The organism is Variovorax sp. 160MFSha2.1 (assembly GCF_048305075.1).
In the GTDB taxonomy this organism is placed as follows: domain Bacteria; phylum Pseudomonadota; class Gammaproteobacteria; order Burkholderiales; family Burkholderiaceae_C; genus Variovorax; species Variovorax guangxiensis.
In genome coordinates, this window is the sequence record NZ_CP157624.1 from 3,457,957 (window position 1) to 3,479,248 (window position 21,292).

The 21,292-nt window shown below is 67.8% G+C and carries 16 protein-coding genes; 10 read left to right on the plus strand and 6 right to left on the minus strand.

Translation table 11 applies throughout. From position 1 onward, the window contains the following. Positions 1-32 precede the first annotated feature (32 nt). Positions 33-965, plus strand: coding sequence for a hypothetical protein (locus ABL838_RS15635; protein ID WP_418121100.1), 933 nt, complete (start codon positions 33-35; stop codon positions 963-965). On the opposite strand, the gene ABL838_RS15640 is transcribed toward ABL838_RS15635, so the two are convergent. Then, on the minus strand, positions 959-1,858 hold the full coding sequence (locus ABL838_RS15640) for a YbgC/FadM family acyl-CoA thioesterase (RefSeq protein WP_418121101.1): 900 nt from the start codon (positions 1,856-1,858) through the stop codon (positions 959-961). The two genes, ABL838_RS15635 and ABL838_RS15640, sit on opposite strands and share 7 nt — an antisense overlap. Further along, positions 1,855-2,772 carry an alpha/beta hydrolase gene (locus ABL838_RS15645; RefSeq protein ID WP_260319304.1) on the minus strand — a complete coding sequence of 306 codons (918 nt, stop codon included), beginning with the start codon at positions 2,770-2,772 and terminating at the stop codon, positions 1,855-1,857. The genes ABL838_RS15640 and ABL838_RS15645 overlap by 4 nt, the downstream gene beginning before the upstream one ends. A gap of 143 nt (positions 2,773-2,915) precedes the next feature. Here ABL838_RS15645 and ABL838_RS15650 point away from each other — a divergent pair, with 143 nt between their 5' ends. From ABL838_RS15650 to ABL838_RS15680, 7 genes are all read left to right on the plus strand, one after another. Beyond that, a complete protein-coding gene (locus ABL838_RS15650; protein ID WP_418121102.1) occupies positions 2,916-4,052 on the plus strand; it encodes an iron-containing alcohol dehydrogenase in 1,137 nt (378 codons plus the stop codon). Between the two features lie 183 nt (positions 4,053-4,235). Next, on the plus strand, positions 4,236-6,578 hold the full coding sequence (locus tag ABL838_RS15655; protein WP_418121103.1) for a type VI secretion system Vgr family protein: 2,343 nt from the start codon (positions 4,236-4,238) through the stop codon (positions 6,576-6,578). 12 nt (positions 6,579-6,590) lie between these two features. After that, positions 6,591-7,025, plus strand: coding sequence for a hypothetical protein (locus ABL838_RS15660; protein WP_418121104.1), 435 nt, complete (start codon positions 6,591-6,593; stop codon positions 7,023-7,025). A gap of 7 nt (positions 7,026-7,032) precedes the next feature. Next, on the plus strand, positions 7,033-9,678 hold the full coding sequence (locus ABL838_RS15665; RefSeq protein WP_418121105.1) for a DUF2169 family type VI secretion system accessory protein: 2,646 nt from the start codon (positions 7,033-7,035) through the stop codon (positions 9,676-9,678). Next, the gene (locus tag ABL838_RS15670; RefSeq protein ID WP_418121106.1) at positions 9,675-10,787 is read left to right on the plus strand and encodes a pentapeptide repeat-containing protein; all 1,113 of its coding nucleotides are present in this window, start codon (positions 9,675-9,677) and stop codon (positions 10,785-10,787) included. The genes ABL838_RS15665 and ABL838_RS15670 overlap by 4 nt, the downstream gene beginning before the upstream one ends. After that, positions 10,784-11,518 carry a DUF3540 domain-containing protein gene (locus ABL838_RS15675; protein WP_418121107.1) on the plus strand — a complete coding sequence of 245 codons (735 nt, stop codon included), beginning with the start codon at positions 10,784-10,786 and terminating at the stop codon, positions 11,516-11,518. The genes ABL838_RS15670 and ABL838_RS15675 overlap by 4 nt, the downstream gene beginning before the upstream one ends. A 23-nt stretch (positions 11,519-11,541) precedes the next feature. Beyond that, positions 11,542-11,928 (plus strand): DUF4150 domain-containing protein, encoded by a 387-nt coding sequence (locus tag ABL838_RS15680; protein ID WP_126019990.1) that lies wholly within the window; start codon positions 11,542-11,544, stop codon positions 11,926-11,928. A gap of 28 nt (positions 11,929-11,956) precedes the next feature. On the opposite strand, the gene ABL838_RS15685 is transcribed toward ABL838_RS15680, so the two are convergent. From ABL838_RS15685 to ABL838_RS15700, 4 genes are all read right to left on the minus strand, one after another. Continuing rightward, positions 11,957-13,447, minus strand: coding sequence for a tannase/feruloyl esterase family alpha/beta hydrolase (locus ABL838_RS15685; RefSeq protein ID WP_418121108.1), 1,491 nt, complete (start codon positions 13,445-13,447; stop codon positions 11,957-11,959). Positions 13,448-13,667: 220 nt separating this feature from the next. Further along, the gene (locus ABL838_RS15690) at positions 13,668-14,648 is read right to left on the minus strand and encodes a tripartite tricarboxylate transporter substrate binding protein (protein WP_369662288.1); all 981 of its coding nucleotides are present in this window, start codon (positions 14,646-14,648) and stop codon (positions 13,668-13,670) included. 75 nt (positions 14,649-14,723) lie between these two features. Further along, positions 14,724-16,145, minus strand: a complete 1,422-nt coding sequence (locus ABL838_RS15695) for a sensor histidine kinase (RefSeq protein WP_418121109.1) — start codon at positions 16,143-16,145, stop codon at positions 14,724-14,726. Beyond that, on the minus strand, positions 16,138-16,848 hold the full coding sequence (locus ABL838_RS15700; protein WP_418121110.1) for a response regulator transcription factor: 711 nt from the start codon (positions 16,846-16,848) through the stop codon (positions 16,138-16,140). The genes ABL838_RS15695 and ABL838_RS15700 overlap by 8 nt, the downstream gene beginning before the upstream one ends. A 187-nt stretch (positions 16,849-17,035) precedes the next feature. Between ABL838_RS15700 and ABL838_RS15705 the strand changes: the two genes are divergently transcribed. Both ABL838_RS15705 and ABL838_RS15710 read left to right on the plus strand, forming a co-directional pair. Further along, positions 17,036-18,202 carry an efflux RND transporter periplasmic adaptor subunit gene (locus tag ABL838_RS15705; protein WP_418121111.1) on the plus strand — a complete coding sequence of 389 codons (1,167 nt, stop codon included), beginning with the start codon at positions 17,036-17,038 and terminating at the stop codon, positions 18,200-18,202. After that, on the plus strand, positions 18,195-21,290 hold the full coding sequence (locus tag ABL838_RS15710) for an efflux RND transporter permease subunit (protein ID WP_418121112.1): 3,096 nt from the start codon (positions 18,195-18,197) through the stop codon (positions 21,288-21,290). The genes ABL838_RS15705 and ABL838_RS15710 overlap by 8 nt, the downstream gene beginning before the upstream one ends. Positions 21,291-21,292 lie beyond the last annotated feature (2 nt).

The window sequence follows — 21,292 nt, forward strand, 5'->3', positions numbered from 1 at the left end:
CCGGCACCGATCAACTCCGGCAAGGAAACACCATGAAGCGCAGACTCTTTTCCACCGCCCTGGCCCTGAGCGCCGTGGCCTCGTCGTTCCCGGCCTGCGCGCAGACCTCGGAACGGCCCTACGTTCCCTCCACGCCGTCCAGCCGCATCGGCTCGCTGATGCAGATCAGCGTGGTCGACCGCGGCAGCGGCGCCGAACTGCCGATCTACCGCCATCGGGGCGAATACTGGGTGGCCGGCCGCCCCGGCGCGCGCTACGCCGTCCGGGCGCGCAACGCGATGGGCGAGCGCATCATGGCCGTGATGTCCGTCGACGGCGTCAACGTGGTCACGGGCGAAACCGCTGGCGTCGGGCAGAACGGCTACGTGTTCGGCGCCCGCGAGCGCAGCGACATCACCGGCTGGCGCAAGAGCGATTCGCAGATCGCCGCCTTCGAATTCGCCGCGGCAGGCAATTCGTACGCAAGCCGCACCGGCCGGCCCGACGACGTGGGCGTGATCGGCGTCGCGATGTTCCGCGAGCGCATGCCCGAACCGCCGCCTGCGCCGCTCACGCCGTTCCCGCGCCGCGATGAATACGGCGGATACGGCCCCGAGCGCGAGCGCCGCGGCGAATCGTCGTCGTACCAGGGCGACGCGCGGGCCAAGGCAGGCGCAGCCGACAACGCCGCTCCCGCTGCGGCCACCGAATCTTCCGGCAGCCTGGCCCGCCAATCCGCGCCCAGCCCGAGCCTCGGCACCGCCCACGGCCGCCGCGAAACCTCGTACGTTGGCAGGACGACCTTCGAGCGCGCGCAGTCGTCACCCGACGAGGTGGTCCGCATCCGCTACGACAGCCGCGAGAACCTCGTCGCCGCGGGCGTGATCCCGGTGCCGCCCCCTCCGCGCTGGCCGCGTCCCGCAGGGCCGTCGCCCTTCCCCGGCTCGGATCCGGGCTATGTGCCCGATCCGCCGAGCCGTTACTGAGAAGAAGAAGAGGACCGAAGAGGCCGGCGCATCTCGATGTGCGGAATGCCGGCCTCCTCGAAGCCGTCTCCATGCGGCACATAGCCCAGCCGCGCATAGAAGCGCTCGGCGCTGCGTTGCGCGTTCAGTGCGACCACGCTGGCGCCGCGCTCCCTGGCAGCCTCCTCCAGCGCCTGCATCACCGCGGCGCCATGGCCGCCGCTGCGCAGATTGCGATGCACGGCCACGCGGCCGATGTGCGAGACGCCGTTCTCGGCCGGCAGCAGCCGGGCCGTGGCGATGACCTGCCCGAGCCGGTTGCGCGCGACCGCATGCAGCACCACGGCGTCCTGCTCGTCCCACTCCAGCGATTCGGGAATGTTCTGCTCCTCGATGAACACCGCGCGCCGCAAAGCGCCGGCGCCTTCGCCGAGCGTGGCCCAGTCGCCCGTCTCGATGGTGCGCATGGCTTCGCCGGCCTCGTAGCCCAGCAGCACTTCGCGCAGCGCCGGCGGCACCGGCTTCGACGTCTGCGTCGCCGGGTCGGCGAACACATAGACCAGCTCGCAGCCGACCAGGAACTGGTCCTGCCGGAACAGCCCGCCTTCGAACACGATCGACGAGTTGCCGATGCGCACGCAGCGCATGCCAACGTCGAGCACGTCGTCGATGCGCGCCGAAGCGCGGAAATCGACCGTCGCCTTGCGCACGTACAGGTCGCCACCCATCGCGTGCATCGACTCCTCGTACGGCAGCGCCAGCGCGCGCCAGTAGTCGGCGATGGCGGTGTCGAAGTACATCAGGTAGTGCGCGTTGAAGACGATCTTCTGCATGTCGACTTCGGCCCAGCGTACGCGCAGGCGGTGGAAGAAGCGGAAGTCCTTGCGTTCGGTGGCTGTCGTCGTGTTGCTCATGGTGCCAGTAGTGCCTCTTTGATTGCGCGGGCCGCATCGTCCTGCGCCTGCAGCGCCTCCGGAATCGCCCGGCCCATCTTGATGAATTCGTGGATCACCCCGCGGTAGATCTCCAGGTCGACCGGCACGCCCGCCGCGCGCAGCTTGTCTGCGTAGGCGATGCCTTCGTCCACCACCGGGTCGCATTCGGCAAGGCCGATCCAGGCCGGCGCCACGCCGTCGACGTCGTCGGCCAAGAGCGGCGCGAAGCGCCAGTCGTCGCGGTCGGCCGGGGTGTTGACGTACTGCGCGAAGAAGAAATCGATCATCGCCTTGGTCAGCAGCGGGCCGTCGACGTGCCGCAGGTGCGAGGCCGTGTCCTGGTGCGCGGTGGTGCCGGGGTAGATCAGCATCTGCAGCGACAGCGGCAACCCCGCGTCGCGCGCGAGGATGGCGCACACGGCCGCGAGCGTGCCGCCGGCACTGTCGCCGCCCACGGCCAGTCTGGACGGATCGAGGCCCAGGCCCGTGCCCTCCTTCGCTATGAACTGGAAGGCATCCCAAGCGTCGTTCGACGCGGTCGGGAACTTGTGCGCGGGCGCGAGCCGGTAGTCCACGGAGATCACCGCGCAGCCGCTCTTCGCGCTCAGCACGCGGCACAGCGTGTCGTGCGTGCGGATGTTGCCGACCGTGAAGCCGCCGCCGTGGAAATAGATCAGCACCGGCAGCACCGCTGACGATGGTGCGTACAGCCGCGCGGGAATCGGGTATCCGTCGCGCGCCGTGATGGTGAAGTCTTCGACGCGCGCCAGCTCGGGCTTCGGCACTTCGAGCACGCCGGCGCCCTTTTCGTAGGAGGCCTTGGCCTCCTCGGGCGTCTGCTTGTCGAGTGGCGGGTGGCCTGCGCGGGCCATGCGTTCGACGACGCTGGCCATCTTCGGCGTGAGCCGCGTGCCCGCCGGTGTTCCGGGCGCGACAGCGGCAAGGGTTTCTTTCGTGTGCAAGACGGTTCGCTCTTGTTAGATTTGGCTGGTCGGCAATCGTACTGCCCCGTGCCTACCGGGACATCCCCACATCCATGGCCCTCATCCAATACCTCACCCAGATCCAGTTCGAATTCGGCGCGATCAAGCTGCTGTCCAGCGAATGCGCGCGCATCGGCATCAACCGCCCGTTGATCGTGACCGACGCCGGCGTGCGCGCGGCCGGCGTGCTGCAGAAGGCGCTCGACGCCATCGCCGACCTGGAGGTCTCGGTCTTCGACCAGACGCCCTCCAACCCCACCGAAGCGGCGGTGCGCGCGGCCGTGGAGCTCTACCGCAGCGGCCGCTGCGACGGCTTGATCGCCGTGGGCGGCGGCTCCGCCATCGACTGCGCCAAGGGCGTCGCCATCGCGGCCACGCACGAAGGACCGCTCAAGACCTACGCGACCATCGAAGGCGGCTCGCCACGCATCACCGAGCGCGTGGTGCCGCTGATCGCGGTGCCCACCACCAGCGGCACCGGCAGCGAAGTGGCGCGCGGCGCGATCGTCATCGTCGACGACCACCGCAAGCTCGGTTTCCACAGCTGGTTCCTGATGCCCAAGGCCGCCATCTGCGACCCGGAGCTCACGCTGGGCCTGCCGCCGAAGCTCACGGCCGCCACCGGCATGGACGCGATCGCGCACTGCATGGAAACCTTCATGTCGGCCGCGTTCAATCCGCCGGCCGACGGCATCGGCCTCGACGGCCTCGAGCGCGCATGGGGCCACATCGAGCGCGCGACAAAAGACGGCAGCGACCGCGAGGCGCGCCTGAACCTCATGAGCGCGTCGATGCAGGGCGCGATGGCGTTCCAGAAGGGACTGGGCTGCGTGCACTCGCTGAGCCACAGCCTGGGCGGCGTCGATCCACGACTGCATCACGGCACGCTCAACGCCCTCTTCCTGCCCGCGGTGATCCATTTCAATTCAGGCGCCGAGTCGGTGCGCAAGGAACAGCGCCTGCAGCGCATGGCGCAGGCCATGCACCTCGATTCGGCCGGCGATCTCGGCGATGCCATCCGCGACATGAACGCGCGCCTGGGCCTGCCCAGGGGCCTGGGCGAAGTGGGCGTGACGCCGGCGATGTTCGAGCAGATCATCGATGGCGCCATGGCCGACCATTGCCACAAGACCAACCCCCGGCTGGCCACGCGCGAAGATTACAAGGCGATGCTCGAAGCCTCCATGTAAGGCTCGCGTAAGAGGCCTGTAAGGGCTTCTTCTACACATTGTTTCAGTGACCGTTTTCGAGGCGTTTTCAGAGGGAAAAGACGCTCTCTGCGCCCCTCACGTCATTTATGTGACATAAGGGATTTCTAGACTGTCACCGAAGGTTTCTCAGCCGCAGAAACCCAAGGGTCAGGGAAGTTCCGAATGCAGCGCACAGTCCAAGTCCACACCGTCCTGAGCACCGAACAGCTCAAGTTCCGCTCGATGCGTGGACGGGAGGGCCTCTCTCAACTTTTCGAGTTCGAGGTGGACATGGTCAGCAGCAGCTTCAGCCTCGACCTGAAGCAGCTGCTCGGCACTTCGCTCACGCTGGAGCTGGCCGACGAAGGCGCGCCGCGCTTTCTCAACGGCACCGTGGTGCGCTTCGAGCTCGTGGGCCGCGCCAACGAAACCGGCCGCCACTACATCTACCGCGCGCTGGTGCAGCCATGGCTGTGGTACCTCACGCGCACCACCGACTGCCGCATCTTCCAGAACAAGAGCGTGCCCGAGGTGCTCGACGAAGTGCTGGGCAAGTACGGCTTCCAGTTCGAGAAGCGCCTCACCGGCAGCTATCCCGCCTGGGAATACTGCGTGCAGTACCAGGAGAGCGACTTCGCCTTCGTGAGCCGTCTCATGGAGCACGAAGGCATCGCCTATCACTTCGAGCACAGCAACGGCTCGCACCTCATGGTGCTGGCCGACGATTCGGGCAGCTACCAGCCGCTGCCCGGCCATGCCAGCATCGCCTACCGTCCGCGCGACCGCGTGGTCAATGCGCTGGAGCCCTGCATCGACCAGTGGCGCGTGACGGAGCAGATCACCTCCGGCCGCGTGATGCTCGACGACTTCGACTTCAGGAAGTCGCGTGCGTCGCTGCAGAGCGTGCAGCAAGACCCGAAGCCTCACGAGCATTCGACCTACGAGGTCTACGAATGGCTCGGCGGCTACACGGAGCACCAGCAGGGCGACGCCTACGCCAAGATCCGCCTGCAGGAACTGCAGTGCGCGCACGAGCTGGCCTCGGGCCACACCAACGTGGTGGGCATGGCACCGGGTTACCTGTTCCAGATGACGCATTGCCCGCGCGAGTCGGACAACCGCGAATACCTCGTCACCGAGACACGCTACGACCTGCAGGAGCCCGAGTACTCCACCGGCGGCAGCAGCGAATCGGTGTGCGAGTTCGACTTCACCGTGCTGCCCTCCTCCGTGGCCTACCGCCCCGCGCGCAAGACGCCGCGCCCGCGCACCAACGGCCCGCAGACCGCCACGGTGGTCGGCCCCGAGGAAATCTGGACCGACCGCTTCGGCCGCGTGAAGCTGCAGTTCCGCTGGGACCGCTACGGCCAGTCGAACGAGAACAGCTCCTGCTGGGTGCGCGTGTCCAGCAGTTGGGCCGGCGCCAACTACGGCACCATGCACATGCCGCGCGTGGGACAGGAAGTGATCGTCGATTTCATCGGCGGCGAGCCCGACCGCCCCATCGTCACCGGCCGCGTCTACAACAGCGACCAGATGCCGCCGTGGGAGCTGCCCGCCAACGCCACGGCCAGCGGCATCCTCACGCGCTCCAGCACCGGCGGCGCGGCCAACCAGGCCAACATGCTGCGCTTCGAGGACCGCACGGGGGCCGAGCAGATCCTGCTGCACGCCGAGCGCAACCTCGACGTCGAAGTGGAAGCGGACGAAACCCACACCACCGACGGCACCCGCACCACCCTCATCAAGGGCCACGAATCGGCCACCTACCAGGACGGCGAGACGCGCGACATCACCGCCGGCGCCAAGGAAACCATCACCGGCGGCGACACCCGCAGCGTGACCGGTGGCTTCACCGAGACCGTGACCGGCGGCGTGAACCAGACCATCTCTGGCGGCAAGACGCGCATGCTCAGCGGCGGACTGAACGACACCATCACCGGCGGCGTCGAGCTGGCCATCACCGGCGGCTTCCACGGCACCATCGACGGCAAGGAAATCCGCTTCGTCAGCGACGGCCGCAACGACACCATCAACACGTCGAATGACGTGCTGGTCAACGGGCCGTCGACCACCACAGTTACCGGCCCCACGGTGCACACCTCGCCGGACGTGACCTTCAACACGACCAACCACATCCACAACACGACGCAGCACGTCATCAACACCAACGTCTACAACACGACGTCTAACACGTACAACAACCTGACGGTCAACTACACCAACAACTCCGCCACCTACACCAACAACTACTCCAAGAGCAGCGACTGGAGGTGGTTCCGCCTGGGTGGCACCGGCCTGAACATGGACGTGTCGGGCATTTCGCTGGGCGTGCTGGCCGTGCGTTCGATGGCCATGGGCGTGCAGGCGCAGGCCATCGGCGTGAAGCTGGAGGCCGTGGGCGCGGAGTGGAAGAACAAGGCCATGTCGCTGGGCGACGCCGGTGCGCTCATCCAGCTCGTGGGCACGGAGATCAGGACGGGTGGCCTGCGCGCCGGCATCCAGGCGCTGAAGGTCCTGCTCTGAGGCGTGGGAAGCGTGCTCGAGATCGTTCTGTGGGGTGTGTTCGGCGTCGTCAGCCTGGGCGTGATCGCGCTTGCCGGGGTCGTGCTGGCGGTGTCGCTGATGAGCCATCGTGCCTACGCCGAGGAAGGCCGGCTGTGGCAGCAGCTGCAGGCCGACGGCCGCCCGCTGCAGGGCGTTGCGGTTTCCGTGCTGCGCTCGCCCAGCGGCTACTCCCGGCGCGGCCCGGTCGGACAGCGCCTGACGGCCGTGCAGCTTGGTGTCGCCTACACCGATGCCGCCGGCGTCGAGCAGCAGACCACCTTGCGGACACTCATCGACGAAGATCTGCTGGCCCACTTTTCCGCGGGCCGGCCCGACATTCATCTGCTGCAGGACCCGCAGGACCCGTCACGGCTGGCCATCGACCGCGCGCGCACCCCGCTGGTGATCCGCGGCGCAAGGCGCTGATCCAGCCGTGAAGACCATCAAACCCCTGCGCCTGAGCGTCCTGACGCGGCCCTTCCTGCGCGGGCAAAGCCAGCGTTTGGCGATCACCGTGATCGGCATGCACACCCTCGGCGAAGGGGGCGTGCTGCTGCCGGAGACGGAGCTCTGGAAGACCGTTTCCGCCGAAGTGGGAAACCAGTCCGCGATCGATCTCGGCATTCCCAAGCTGCGGCCCGAGTTCCTGGTGAGCGGCCAGGCCTACACCTGCCACCAGCAGGACAAGACGCGCTGCGCGGTCGAGGTGCGCGTAGGCGCCTTGCGGCGCCAGTTCCTCGTTTCGGGCGACCGCTACTGGCTGGATGGCCGCGCCACCGAGCCGCAGGCTTTCGACACCATGCGCCTGGACTGGCAGCACGCATTCGGCGGCCCAGGCTTCGCCGCCAACCCCGCGGGCATCGGCTACGCCCCCGAGATGGTCAACGGCCTGCTGGTGCAGCGGCTTCCCAACGTCGAACGCCCGGGCCATGGCATGGACCGCCCCGACCGGCGTCCGGCCCCCGCCTGCCCGGGTGCGATGGACGTCGACCTGCCCGAGCGCATGAAGCTGCTCGGAACGGACTACGGCGACCAGTGGCGCGAGACGCTCTACCCCGGCTTCGCGCGCGACATGGACTGGCAGTTCTTCAACGCCGCGGCTGCCGAACAACGCTGGAACGACGAACTGTCCATCCCCGCGGCCGCGCCCTATGAGATCTGGAACATGCACCCGGAGCACGCGGTGCTGCGCGGACGGCTTCCGGACCTGCGCGCACGCGGCTTCGTCGCACGCAAGTCCGCGCAGCCGCTTGCGCTGGAAGAGGTGCCGCTGCGGCTGACCACGGCCTGGTTCTTCCCGCACGTGGAGCAGGTCATGCTGATCTTTCACGGCGAGACGCTCATCGCCGAGGACGATGCCGCGGACATCACGCACGTCATGCCGGCGATGGAGTCGGCGGACAGCCCGCCGCGCCCCCTCTCCCACTACGGGGCGGTCTTCGAGAACCGCTGCAACCTCGAGAAAGGCGCGATCCATGCGTTCCTCGACGAGGAACTGCTTCCGGTCTCGGCCATCGGCCCCTGGCTGGACCAGATCGACGCGCGCGAATCGATCCTGGCAAGGAACATCAAGGACAAGGGCGAGCGCCTGCGCGCCGAACTGACGGCGCGCGGCCTGGAGGCCGGCCACAAGCCGCGCCATTTCCGGGAACGCCCGCTGCCGAAGCCTTTCGACAAGATGCCCACGCTGGCCGAACTGCCCGAGTTCATCGAGAAGACGCGCGCCTACCAGCGCGAGCAGGAACGCAAACTGGAGGAAGCCAGGCAGGAGGTCGCGAAGGCGGCCCTGGAGAACGCATCCGAATCGCGCAAGGCGGGCTTCGACAGCAGCCGGATCATCGAAGAAAGCCGGAACGCGCAGCTCAAGGGCCCGCCGAAATTCGAGGCCGAAACCATCCTCAAGGGGCTGGGCGGCATCGCCGCGGCCACGGGCACCCCGGCCATGAGCGCCGCCGAGCACTCCGAGCTGCAGGCCCTCGGACAGCGGGGCCAGAAGGACATGCTGGCGCTGTACCGCATGGGGGCCCACCACCAGGCGGCCGCCGATCCGATGGCCGTTGAACAGAATGCGCAGGCGCGCGAACGCGTGCTCGCCGCCATGGCTGTGGACCGCGATCTGTCCGCCATGGACCTGACGGGCTGCGACCTCTCGGGCCTCGATCTGCGGGGCGCCCGCATGCACCAGACCCTGCTCGAAGGCGCCAGCCTCCAGGGCACCCGCCTGGACGGCGCCGACCTGAGCCAATCGGTGCTGGTGCGCGCCGACCTGCGCCAGGCCTCATTGACAGGCTGCAACCTCGAGCGCGCCAACCTCAGCCTCGCCCGCTGCGAGAACACCAACTTCGCAAAGGCCCGCTTCGAGCGCACGCAGATGGAAAAGCTGCGCCTCGACCGCTGCTGCCTCGACGAAGCGACTTGGAGCCATCTGCTGCTGCAGGGGATCGAGCTGGCCGATTGCAGCCTGCGGCGCGCCGACCTGAGCTACCTGAGCATGGCCGAACACTGCCGCCTGACGCGCTGCGACTTCGGCGAGGCGCGCCTGGAAAAGGTGCTGTTCGTACAGGCCGAATTCGAGTCGGTGGACTTTTCGGGCGCCACCGTCGAAGCCTGCAGCTGGGCCCACACGCCACTGCACAAGGGCACGCGCTTTCGGCACGCCCTGCTCAAGACCACCAGCTTCGTCGGCACTACAGATCTTCGCGAGGCCGACTTCGAGGACGCCACGCTGGTGCACTGCACCTTGCGCGAGCTGCCACTCGATGGCGCGAACTTCAGGCGGGCCACGCTCGACACCTGCGATTTCTCCTCCGCGTCGCTCAAGGGCGCGGACCTGCGCGCGGCTGCTGCGCCCGACAGCCTCTTCATGCGCGCCGATTTCACGCGTGCTTCCCTGCGGCTCGCCAATCTCATGAATGCCAACCTCCAGAAGGCCTGCCTGGTCGATGCCGATCTTGGCGAGGCCAACCTGTTCCGTGCCGATGTCGCCCAGGTTTTCATCAGCCCTGGCACGCTCACCCTGGGCGCCCACATCGACCAGATGAAGACACTGCCCCGGCGCCCCGAGGCGGGCAGAGCGTGAACGCCGAGACGCTGGCAGCCCAGGTCCGCAACGGTGAGCCGATCCGCGAGAAGGACTTCAGCGACATGGACCTGAGCGGCATCGACCTGCGCGGCGGCGTGTTCAGCGAATGCAGCTTCAGGGGTGTTCGGGCCGATGCCGCGCAGCTGGGCGAATCCATCTTCGAGAAGTGCCGCTTCGACCAGGCGCAGCTGCCGGCTGCGGAACTGACGCGAGCCGCCTTCCACGAGTGCAGCCTGCAGGACGCGGTGCTGGATTCGGCCTCCATGCCGCATTCGGTGTTCAGCGGCTGCACCCTTTCGGGCGTCCGGCTGGAAGAGGCCTTCATGGACCAGGCGAACTTCCACCAGAGCAAGCTGCACGACGCCTGCCTGGACCGTGCCAGCCTCGAAAAGGCCGTGTTCTCCGAGTGCGACTTGACTGGAGCGTCCTTCAACGAGGTGGCCTTCTCGTCGACCATCTTCTTCCGCGCAACGCTGACGGGCACGCGCTATGCCGGAGCCAGCTTCACGAACGCGATCTTCAGCGAGGCGGATCTTGCGGGGCAGGACTTCTCCGGCCAGCAGTTCCACCTCTGCCAGTTCATCGATGCGGTGCTGACGGCGTGCCGCTTTCGCGATGCACGCCTCACGCAGTGCAACTTCAAGGGCGCAGACCTGCGCAACGCGGTGCTGGCAGGGGCGCAGGCCATGCAGTGCCTTTTTCCCGAAGCCGACCTGCGCGGCGCCGATGCACGGCTCGGCCACTTCCAGAACAGCATCTGGATCGACGCCCATCTCGACGGCGCGGACTTCTCGCAGGCGCAGCTCGAGCAAGGCGTCTTCCATCGCGCGCACTGCGGGCAGACCTCGTTCGCCGGCAGCCGGCTGGACTACGCCGACTTCTCCTACGCCCTTCTGGTACAGACCGATTTCCGCGACGCTGCTTTCCTGCGCACCGTATTCCATCGCGCCGATCTGGACGGCGCCAGGTTCAGCACCCGCGTGGGTACGCTGGACCGTGACCCCGCGCTGCACGAAGCCGAGATGGTGGCGTTGGAGCAGCCCGAGCGCGCATCCCGCCTGGACCGCGACATCCATGGCCGGCGCCCCAAGAAAGACAACCCATGAACTCCACCCGGAACACGGCCGGCGACACGGTCGCCGCCGCACACCATGCAACGCAAGGCGTGCTGGATCCGCTGATGCAACGCCCTTCCAACGCGGCCCGCGCGGACTCCGGCACGCGGACCGCCACGGTGATCGCCAGCGATGGCGATCCCTGGTTCGAGGTCGGCCTCGACGACGGCCAGGGATCGCTGCGCTGCCGCCGCGCCGCCAGCTGCCTGCTGCTGCCCGCGCCGGGCGACACGGTGCTGATCACCTCCACCCGCCAGGGCGAGAGCTTCGTCATCGCGGTGGTCGCCCAGGCCGACCCGAGGCAGGCGACGCTGGCCGTGGACGGCGACCTGACGCTGGTCTCGCGCTCCGGGGGCATCCGCGCGCGCAGCGCCGGCCCCATGGCGCTGGAGTCGGACACCTCGATCGCCATGCAGTCGCCCGAGTGGCGCGCGCAGGCCCGGCAGGCCCATTGCGAGATCGGCGAGATGGATTACCAGGGCGCCCGCGTCCGCTTCGACGTGCTGGTGTCGCGCTTCGTCGGGCGCGCCTGCGAGGTGGTGCTGGAGCGCCTCAACCTGCTCACCCGCTCGAGCTTCCGCCTGACCGAGGAAGTGGAACAGGTGCGTGCCGGCCAGCTCGACATCCAGGCCGAGCAGACCCTGCGCCTGCATTCGAACAACACGCTGCTCACCAGCAAGGGGCTGGTCAAGGTCGATGCCGAGCAGATCCACATGGGTTGACCCCGAACGAAGGAGCCGTTGCCATGTTCGCCAATGCACAGATGATGGGCGTCGACCTCGCCTTTCCCGACGTCTGCAAGACGCCGCCGGCGCTGCCGATTCCTTACCCCAACTTCGCGCTGGGGCCGACCGCCATCCCCAACGCCTGGAACATCCTCTACGGCGGCACTCCCGCGCACAACCTGGCGACCGTCACGCCCATCACCAACGGCGACAACGCCGGGGTGCTGATGGGCGTGGTGTCGCAGACGGTGATGGGGCCTTCGCGCCACATCACAGGCGCCTTCACCGTGCTGCTGAAGGGCACGCCGTGCACGCGCATGACGAGCCTGTCGGTGCAGAACCGCTGCAACATCGTCGGCATGCGGATCGTGCCGAGCCAGTTCAAGGTGCTGGTGCTGGCGCCCTGATTCCGGGCGCCCGGAGGCGCTCCCGGCCTCAGGGTGTCGCGATGCACTTCCACGCGCCCAGCGACTGGTTCGCCGGAATCTCGCCCGTCGCATTCCTCGCAAGCGATGGCGCGCCATAGCGGGCCTGGTCGTCATGCACCCAGTTGTCGAGATCCGCAACGGCATTCCAGGCCAGTTGCAGCGGCGTCAGCCCCACCCGCCTGAGCAGCGAGTTGGTGTTGTAGAAGCCGTGGCTGTAGTCCTCGATGAAATAGGCACGCACCGAGCCCTTGATGTCGCTTGCCGTCACCTTGCCGCCCGAGGGCAAGGCCGCCAGCTTGCTGACGAACTCGCCGGCCTGGGTGCAGGGCACCAGGAAGTCCGACGTGCCCTGGTAGATGATGATCTTCTTGCCCTTTCCGCCCGCCTTCTTCTGGCTTGCGGCCGCATCGAAGAACGCAAGCAGTTCGGCGGGCCGCACGTTCCAGACGGGCGCGAGTTCGTCGAGCAGCCTGTTGTAGCCGTCGTAGTCCGCGCCGGACTCGATGGCCACGTCCGCCAGGTGCCGCGAGACCGCGCCCAGCCCGTCGCTCAGGGTCTGCTGCGACACCTGCTGGCCGAAGAGGCTGGTGATCATTGCCGAAGCGCTGGCCCAGTTGACCACCCAGTCGTTGACCACCGCCGGTACCTCGATCGTCTTGAGCAGGTTGGTCTCGTCCACGGGCGGTGCTCCGGCGACGATGCCGTCGTAGGCGTCGGGCCAGTTCGCCATGGCCTTCAACGCCTGCCGGCCGCCGGTGGAAATGCCGACGAAATAGGTGTCGGTCGGCTTGCTGCCCGTGAGCTTCTTCAATAGATAGAGCCCGACGTCCAGCGATTTCTTGATGGAGTCCTGGCCGAAGTTCTTCACCATTTCCTGCTTCGCGACGTCGCTGAGCTTCCTGCCGGCCTGCACGAATTCGGGGTCGAAGGATTTGCCCGAATCGCCGACGCCCGCATCGGCGAGGATCACCGCGTAATTCGACAGCGCAATTCCCTGCAGCGAGGGCGAATACTGCAGATTGGTCTGGATGCCGTTGGCGACCACGTCGGTCTTCCAGGCGAATCCGCCACCGCCGAGCTGCACGAATTTGCCGTTCCATTGCGATGGGACATAGATCTGGAAATTGATATCGGACACGCGGTAGCTCGGGTCCTTCACCGCCGGATCGACACCGCCCGGAGAAGTCGGCTGGATCGTTCCCTTGATGAGGCAATAGGCCGGCAATGCGAGCCAGACCTGCTCGACGGAAGTGACCGTGAAGCCGCCCGTCCTTGGCGAAGGAAAGCGGGTGCCGCGGAAATCGTCCAGCACCGCATCGGCATACCGCGAGCCGTTCAGCTGGTTGGAACAGGTCCTGATGAGCGTGCCGGAAATGTCGTTGGCCGCGTGTGCCGATGAAATGAACGCGCCGCAGGCCATTGCGAGGAGAAATGGCCGAAGCAGCCGCCCCGGCCACCGTGTTGCTCCATGAAAGCCGGAAATCTTCGTCTTGTTCAAGATTTGTCTCCAGGGTATCGATTTGGATTTCACAAACCCACCGCCGCCGCTTCTTCTTCCCGAATCAGCGCGGATGGACCCGTGCCTTCTTTTGAGGCAGTGAAATTCTCGATTGCCCTGCAATGGGCCGCACTATCCGTGCAGCGCCATCCGAATGACCTTCCGGACCTCGGAGCCGGTCTTGAACGACTGAATTACCTTGAAAGCGCTACTGCGCTTGTTATTCGGCTTTCACGCCCGCGGTGCGGATCACCTTTCCCCATTTCGCCGTTTCGGCGGTGATGAACGCATCGAATTCCTCCGGCGTGCTGCCCGCGGGAATGGTGCCCATCGCATCCAGCTTGGCGCGCGTGTCGTCGCTCCTGATGATGTTCGCCACCTCCTGCGACATGCGCCTGACGATGTCGCGCGGCGTGCCCGCCGGCGCCAGCATGCCGGCCCAGGTGCTGCCGGTGAAGCCCGCGAAACCCTGCTCGATGAAGGTCGGCACATCGGGCGCCGCCGCCAGCCGCTTGTCGCCCGCCACGCCGATCAGCCGCACCTTGCCGGCCTTGGCCTGATTGATGAGGCCCGTGGGCGCGTCGAAGAAAAGCTGGATCTGCCCGCCCATCAGGTCCGTCAGCGCCGGCACCGCGCCGCGGTACGGGATGTGGATCATGTAGGTCTGCGTCAGCGACTTCCACAGCTCGGTGGTCAGGTGCGCGGCCGAGCCGTTGCCCGAGGAGCCGAAGCTCACCTTGCCCGGATTGGCGCGCGCATAGTCGATGAGCTCGCGCGCAGTCTTGAACGGCGCATCGACATTCACTGCAGCCAGCAGCGGCGACACGCCCATCAGTGAAACGCCCGTCAGGTCCTTGCGCGGGTCGTAGGGCAGCTTGGGGTACAGCGTGGTGTTGGCCGCATAGGCCGCGATGACCACGCCGAAGGTCGTGCCGTCCGGCGCCGCCTTCGCGATCGCATCGACGCCGATCAGGCTGTTGGCGCCCGGCTTGTTGTCGACCAGCACCGGCTGCCCGAGCTTCGTCTGCAGCCCGATCTGCACCAGCCGCGCCATCTGGTCGGTGAAGCCGCCGGGCGTGTAGGGAACGATCACGCGGATCGGCTTGGTGGGCCATGCGGTCTGCGCGAAGGACGGCAAGGCAAGGCTTGCGGCGGCGGTGGCGAGCGTGAACCGGCGGCGGGACAGCGTGGCTTGGGACATGGCGGCGGAGACCCTTTCGTTGCGTCGTTTCGGGAATGGACCGGGTCATTCTCGAAGCGCCATTCGCGTGCCCGGTCAGGGTTTGCCCGGCACCGCCAGCGGCAACCTCATGTCGAACCGCGCCCCGCCCCCGCTCTCGTTCGCCGCCTCGATCCGCCCGCCATGCGCGTGCACCACCGCCTGCGAAAGCGCCAGCCCGAGGCCCAGGCCCGGCGTCTTCTCGTCCGAGCGCGCCGTGGCGCCGCGGTAGAAGCGCTCGAACAGGTGCGGCATCTCGTCACCGCGAATGCCGGGGCCGCTGTCGGACACGGTGATGACCGCCTCGTTCGCCTCCGTGTCCGCGCGCAGGCTCACGCGCACGGTGGTGCCTGGCGGCGAGAACTTCAGGGCGTTGTCGAGCAGGTTCGCAAGTGCAAGGCTGGCCGCGCCACGGGCGACTCGCGCAGCCACTGGCAGCGCAGGTTCCAGCGACAAGGCAAGGCGGCGCTCACGCGCCAGCGGCTCCAGCCGCCTCAATGTTTCCTCGGCGAGCTGGTTCAGCGACACCGTTTCCACCGCATCGCGTTCCTGGCCGGCGTCGAGCCGGGCCAGCACCAGCAGTTCCTCGACGAGCAGCGTGAGCGACTCGACTTCTTCCAGCGACGAACGCAGCGTCTCCACATACGCGGCCGGTTCGCGCGGCCTGCGCAGAGCCAGTTCCAGCTCCGTGCGCAGGCGCGACAGCGGCGAGCGCAGTTCGTGGGAGGCGTCGGCCGTGAAGCGCCGCTGCGCCTCCATGCCCTGCTCGATGCGCGCCAGCATGTCGTTGAGCGTGTCGACCAGCCGTCCGATCTCGTCGCGCGTTCCGGGGTGGGGCAGCCTTTCGCCGAGGTTCGCGTCGCCGATGCGGTGGGCCTGCCGCACCACGTCGTCGATGGCGCCGAAGGCGCGCCGGGTGATGAGCGCGCCGGCCGCGCCCAGCGCCAGCAGCAGCGCACCGCCGAGGATGATGAACAGCGCGCTGGCCATGGCCACGGTGCGGTTCACGTCGTCCAGCGAGCCCGCCACCTGCACCGCGAGCAGCGAGGCGCGACCGGGCACGGGCACCGAGACCATTCGCGTAGGCTCCTCGCCGTAGCCGTCGAGCGTCTCGAACACGGTCTCGCCCGCCGCGAGCCGCTCGCGCAGCGCGGCCGGAATGGGCAGCTGCGCCTCGCCGAGGTTGCTGCTGCGCGCGAGCACGCGACCATCGGCGTCGACGATCTGCACCAGCCTGTCGAGTCGCACGAAAGAAGGCGCGCCGGGGCCGGGTGGCGCCTCGTGGACGATGACGGTGTCACTCTCGCCGGCCGACAGCAGCATGCCCATCTCGGTCTCGGCCAGCGCCAGCAGCGCGGCGTCGAGCTCGCGGTGCACATTTCGCGAGAACACCAGGTACGAGCCGAGGGCGGCGACCGCCATCACCACCACGATCACGCTGACGTGTGCCAGCGCCAGCCGCTTGCGGAAGCTAAGCATGCGCGACGCTTGCGGCACCACCTGCACCGTCGTCCGCCGGCGCCAGCCTGAAGCCGCGCCCGCGCACGGTCTGGATCAGCGGCGCGGCCGGCGGGGCGTCGACCTTGCGGCGCAGGTTGCTGATGTGCACGTCGATCAGGTTGTCGATGGAAATCAGGTCGTCCTTCCACACCTGCTCGGCCAGGCGCGAGCGGCTGACCACCTCGCCGGCGTGGCGCAGCAGTATCTGCAGGATCGCGAACTCCTTGTGGGTCAGCTCCAGCACCATGCCGCCACGCAGCACGCGCTGGCTCATCGGGTCGAGGCTGAGGTCGGCCAGCGCAAGCACCGTCGGGCGCACGAGTTCGGAGCGGCGCAGCAGCGCGCGCACGCGTGCCAGCAGTTCGTCGAAGGCGAAGGGCTTGGTGAGGTAGTCGTCGGCGCCGGTGTTCAGGCCAGCCACTCGGTCGCTCAGCGCATCGCGAGCGGTGAGCATGAGCACGGGCGTCTTGCAGCCGCGCTGGCGCAGGTCGCGGCACAGGGTGAGGCCGTCCTTTCCGGGCAGCATCCAGTCGAGCACGATCAGGTCGTAGGCGACGACGAAAGCCTCTTCGTCGCCCTCCTCCGCGGTGTGCACCACGTCGACCACGAAGCCCTCTTCCTGCAGCCCCCGGGCCAGCAGCCGGGCGGCCTTGCGGTCGTCTTCGATCAGCAGAATTCTCATGGCGCGGATCATGCCGCGCGTTCCTGACTTCCGGCCACCGGTCCGGATCCTTAAGAGAACTTCAGGATTTCTTGGGAGCTTCTTCAGGCGCCTTTTCTTACGCTCCCCGGCAGGAGACGGGAGCGGATCGAGGGCATGGGAAGGCGTCCCGTGCACGGCGCGCCCGTCCCGCGAGATCCGTATCGCGATGAAGAAGAAATCCCTCTACCAGATCACCCCCGCGCGCATCGTCTTCGGCGTGATGACCTGCGCGGCCCTATACCTCGACTCCTTCGTCGACTCCTTCGACGGCGCCGCCCATGCCGCCACCACGGTGGCCGCCGCTCCCGCGCCGATGCTCGTGCGCCAGGGCAACCGCCTGAGCGTACCTGCCGGTTCGCCGCTGCGCGACCGGCTGCTCGTTGCCACGGTCGGCCAGGACACGCTGCCGCACGAGGTGAGCCTGCCCGCCACGGTGGAGGCCAACCCGGCCAATACCGTCAACATCCTCCCGCCGCTGACCGGCAGGCTGCTCGAACTCAAGGTGCGCCTGGGCGATACCGTCAAGCGCGGCCAGGTACTTGCGACGATGAGTTCGCCCGACCTCGCGCAGGCCGTAGCCGACGCGCAGAAGGCCCGCGACGCACTCGACCTCGCGCAGCGCGCACTGGTGCGTGCACGCGGCGTGAACGAGGCCGGCTCCAACGCCGTGAAGGACGTGGAAGCGGCCCAGAGCGCCGTCGCCCAGCAGAAGGCTGAACTGCAGCGCAGCGAGGCACGTCTGCGCAGCCTCGGCGCGGAAGGCAACGGAGTCCAGGCCGGCCAGGTGCTGAAGATCGTCGCGCCCGCGCCAGGCACGATCACCGCGCTGAACGCGGCCGCCGGCGCGAACCTGAACGACGCCAACGCGGCGCTGATGACGGTGTCGAACCTCGATTCGGTCTGGGTCACGGTCAACGTGCCCGAGAGCGTGGTCGGCACGGTCGCGCCGGGGCAGAACGTGGTGGTTACGCTGGCGGCCTACCCGGGCCGCAACTTCACCGGCAAGGTGGCCTTCGTGAGCGCGGTGCTCGACGCGGACACGCGCCGCGCCCGCGCGCGCATCGCGTTCGCCAACCCCGAAGGCATCTTCAAGCCCAACATGTACGCGACGGCGGTGCTGGGCGTGCCGCAGGGCGCGCAGCCGCAGGTGCCGGCATCGGCGCTGCTGATGAACAACGACAGCGTGAGCGTCTTCGTCGAGGCCGAGCCCTGGACCTTCGTGCGCCGCACGGTGGAGCTGGGCCGGGAAGACGGCGATAAGGTCCGCATCCGCAGCGGCCTGGCCGCGGGCGAGCGCGTGGTGGTCCGTGGTGGTGTGCTGCTGAATGATTAATCTCGTCATCACCCAGTTCTTCCGCCGCAGGCACCTGGCCTGGGCGATGTCGGTGGCGCTCGTGCTCTTCGGCGCGTGGTCATGGACGCAGATGACGGTGGAGGCCTACCCCGATCTCGGCGACGTGAACGTGCAGGTGACCACGCAGGTCAACGGCCTGGCCGCCGAGGAGATCGAGCAGCAGATCACCACGCCGCTGGAGCGCGCACTGAGCAACACGCCGGGGCTGGCCTCGATCCGCTCCAGCAGCACCTTCGGCCTCTCGCTGATCACGCTGACCTTCAAGGACGGCACCGACGACTACTTCGCACGCCAGCGCGTGACCGAGCGCATCGGCCAGGTCAGCCTGCCCTCGGGCGCGCAGCCCGGCCTGGGGCCGGTGGCGGGGCCGGCCGGCGAGATCTACCGCTACACGCTGGAGTCGGACAGCAAGAACCTGATGGAGCTGTCGGAGCTGCAGCGCTGGAAGGTGATTCCCGCGCTCAAGCAGGTGGCCGGCGTGGTGGACATCAACAACTTCGGCGGCTTCACCCGCGAGTTCCAGCTGGAGCTGGACCCGGCGCGGCTGCAGAAGTACGGGCTGGTGTTGAACGACGTGGTCACGGCCATCAACAACAACAGCGCCAACGCCGGCGGCGGGCGCATCGCGCGCGGCGACCAGAGCTACGTGGTGCGCGGCATCGGCCAGATCCGCACGCTGGACGACCTGGGCTCGGTGGTGGTGGCGCAGAGCAGCGGCTCGCCGGTGCTGGTGCGCGACCTCGGACGGCTGCAGTTCGGCCACCAGGAGCGCGGCGGCATCCTGGGCAAGGACACCAACCCGGACACCATCGAGGGCATCGTGCTGATGCTCAAGTACGAGAACCCCTCGCGCGTGCTGGAAGGCGTGCACAGGAAGATCGACGAGCTGCAGGCAGAACTCGCGCCCATGGGCGTGAAGATCGTGCCCTACATCGACCGCGACGACCTGGTGAAGCTCACCGTCGACAAGGTGACGCACACGGTGCTCGAAGGCATGGCGCTGGTGTGCTTCGTGCTCATTCTTTTCCTGGGCAGCCCGCGCAGCGCGGTGGTGGCGGCGGTGGCCATTCCGATGTCGCTGGTGACGGTGTTCATCGTGATGCACTTCACCCGCATGCCGGCCAACCTGTTCTCGCTGGGCGCGATTGACTTCGGCATCATCGTGGACGGCGCCATCGTAGTGATGGAGGCCATCCTGCGGCGGCGCGAAGAGGAGCCGCACGCCACGCTCACCGAGGGCAACATCCTCGAGACGGTGAGTCATGTGTCGGGACCGATCTTCTTCGCGACGCTGATCATCATCACGGCCTACTTCCCGCTCTTCGCCTTCGAGCGGGCCGAGGGCAAGCTGTTCAAGCCGATGGCGTTCACGGTCGGCTATGCGCTGGTGGGCGCGCTGCTCTGCGCGTTGACGCTCATTCCGAGCCTGGCCTATGTGGCGCTGCGCAAGCCGAGCAAGCCCTTCGTCAACAAGCCGCTGGTGTGGCTCACGGGCGCGTACCGGCGGGTGCTGGCGCGGCTGCTGGAGGTGCCGGCCATCGCCTACGGGCTGAGCGTCGCGGCGCTGGCCGCGGTGGTGGTGCTGGGTGCTACGGCCGGCCGCGAGTTCCTGCCCGACATCGACGAAGGCGCCCTGTGGCTGCAGGTGCAGCTGCCCTCTGGCCTGTCGCTGGACAAGGCCAGCGAGATGGCGACCGAGCTGCGGCATGTGCTGCTCGAATACCCCGAGGTCTCGTACGTGGTGACGCAGCTCGGGCGCAACGACGACGGCACCGACCCGTGGACGCCCTCGCACATGGAGGTGCCGGTGGGCCTCAAGCCGTACGGCGAATGGCCGGCCGGGGTGAAGAAGGCCGACTTCGTGCGCACGCTGACCGAGCGCTTCGCGCGCATGCCTGGCTTCGACGTGGGTATCAGCCAGCCCATCATCGACGGCGTGAACGACGCCGTGGGCGGTGCGCACAGCCCGCTGGTGCTGCGCATCTACGGCGACGACCTGAAGGAAAGCCGGCGCATCGGCAACCAGATTGTCGACCTGCTGCAGACCGTGCGCGGCACGGCGTCGGCATCGCTCTTCCAGGAGCCGCCGATCCCGCAGGTGGTGATCCAGCTCAACCGCGAGGCGGCGGCGCGCTTCGGCGTGAACGCGAACGACGTGGTCAGCCTGATCCAGACCGGCATCGGCGGCGCGCCCGTCATCACCGTGTACTCGGGCAACCGCACCTACAACGTGTCGGTGAAGATGCCCAGGAGCGCCAAGGGCAACACCGAGGCCATCGGCTCGCTGCTGCTCAACAGCTCCAGCGGCGCCAAGGTGCCACTCGCGCAGGTGGCCGACATCCGGCTGCAGACCGGCGAAAGCACGATCTCGCACGAGATGAACGAGCGGCAGATCACGGTGCGCGTGGACAACCGCGACCGCGACCTGGCCTCCTACCTCGACGAGGCGCGCGATCGCATCGCGAAGGAAGTGAAGTTCGACCCGGCGAAATTCCGGCTGCAGTGGGCCGGCCAGTTCGAGAACCAGCAGCGCGCGCAGGCGCGGCTGGGCGTGTCGCTGGCGATCGTGGTCAGCATCATGGCGGTGCTGCTGTTCTTCCAGTTCGGAAAGATCCGGCAGGTGGCGCTGATCCTCGGCGTGGTGCCCATGGCCACGCTGGGCGGGCTGATCGCGGTGCACGTGGCGGGTGAAACGCTCAATGTGGCGACGGCCGTGGGCTTCATCGCGCTCTTCGGCGTGTCGATACAGAACGGGATCATCATGGTCGCCAACTTCCGCCGCGTGCGCGGCGAAGGGCTGGCGCTGCAGGCCTCGGTGCTCGAAGGCGCGACCGAGCGGCTGCGGCCGGTGCTGATGACGGCCACGGTGGCGTCGGTCGGCATGCTGCCCGCAGCCCTGGCCACCGGCGTGGGCACCGACGTGCAGCGCGGGCTGGCGACCGTGGTGGTCGGCGGGCTGGTGGTGTCGACGCTGCTGACGCTCTTCATCCTGCCCACGCTGTATTTCGCGATGGAACGCGTGTTCGAACGCAAGGGCTGGGGCACGCGCTCGCGGCGCGATCGCTAGGA

Coding starts and splice junctions, on each gene's coding strand:
- ABL838_RS15710 (WP_418121112.1), top strand. CDS start 18,195: ATGATTAATCTCGTCATCACCCAGTTCTTCCGCCGCAGGCACCTGGCC.
- ABL838_RS15700 (WP_418121110.1), bottom strand. CDS start 16,848: ATGAGAATTCTGCTGATCGAAGACGACCGCAAGGCCGCCCGGCTGCTG.
- ABL838_RS15655 (WP_418121103.1), top strand. CDS start 4,236: ATGCAGCGCACAGTCCAAGTCCACACCGTCCTGAGCACCGAACAGCTC.
- ABL838_RS15640 (WP_418121101.1), bottom strand. CDS start 1,858: ATGAGCAACACGACGACAGCCACCGAACGCAAGGACTTCCGCTTCTTC.
- ABL838_RS15680 (WP_126019990.1), top strand. CDS start 11,542: ATGTTCGCCAATGCACAGATGATGGGCGTCGACCTCGCCTTTCCCGAC.
- ABL838_RS15695 (WP_418121109.1), bottom strand. CDS start 16,145: ATGCTTAGCTTCCGCAAGCGGCTGGCGCTGGCACACGTCAGCGTGATC.
- ABL838_RS15705 (WP_418121111.1), top strand. CDS start 17,036: ATGAAGAAGAAATCCCTCTACCAGATCACCCCCGCGCGCATCGTCTTC.
- ABL838_RS15675 (WP_418121107.1), top strand. CDS start 10,784: ATGAACTCCACCCGGAACACGGCCGGCGACACGGTCGCCGCCGCACAC.
- ABL838_RS15690 (WP_369662288.1), bottom strand. CDS start 14,648: ATGTCCCAAGCCACGCTGTCCCGCCGCCGGTTCACGCTCGCCACCGCC.
- ABL838_RS15635 (WP_418121100.1), top strand. CDS start 33: ATGAAGCGCAGACTCTTTTCCACCGCCCTGGCCCTGAGCGCCGTGGCC.
- ABL838_RS15650 (WP_418121102.1), top strand. CDS start 2,916: ATGGCCCTCATCCAATACCTCACCCAGATCCAGTTCGAATTCGGCGCG.
- ABL838_RS15645 (WP_260319304.1), bottom strand. CDS start 2,772: ATGGCCAGCGTCGTCGAACGCATGGCCCGCGCAGGCCACCCGCCACTC.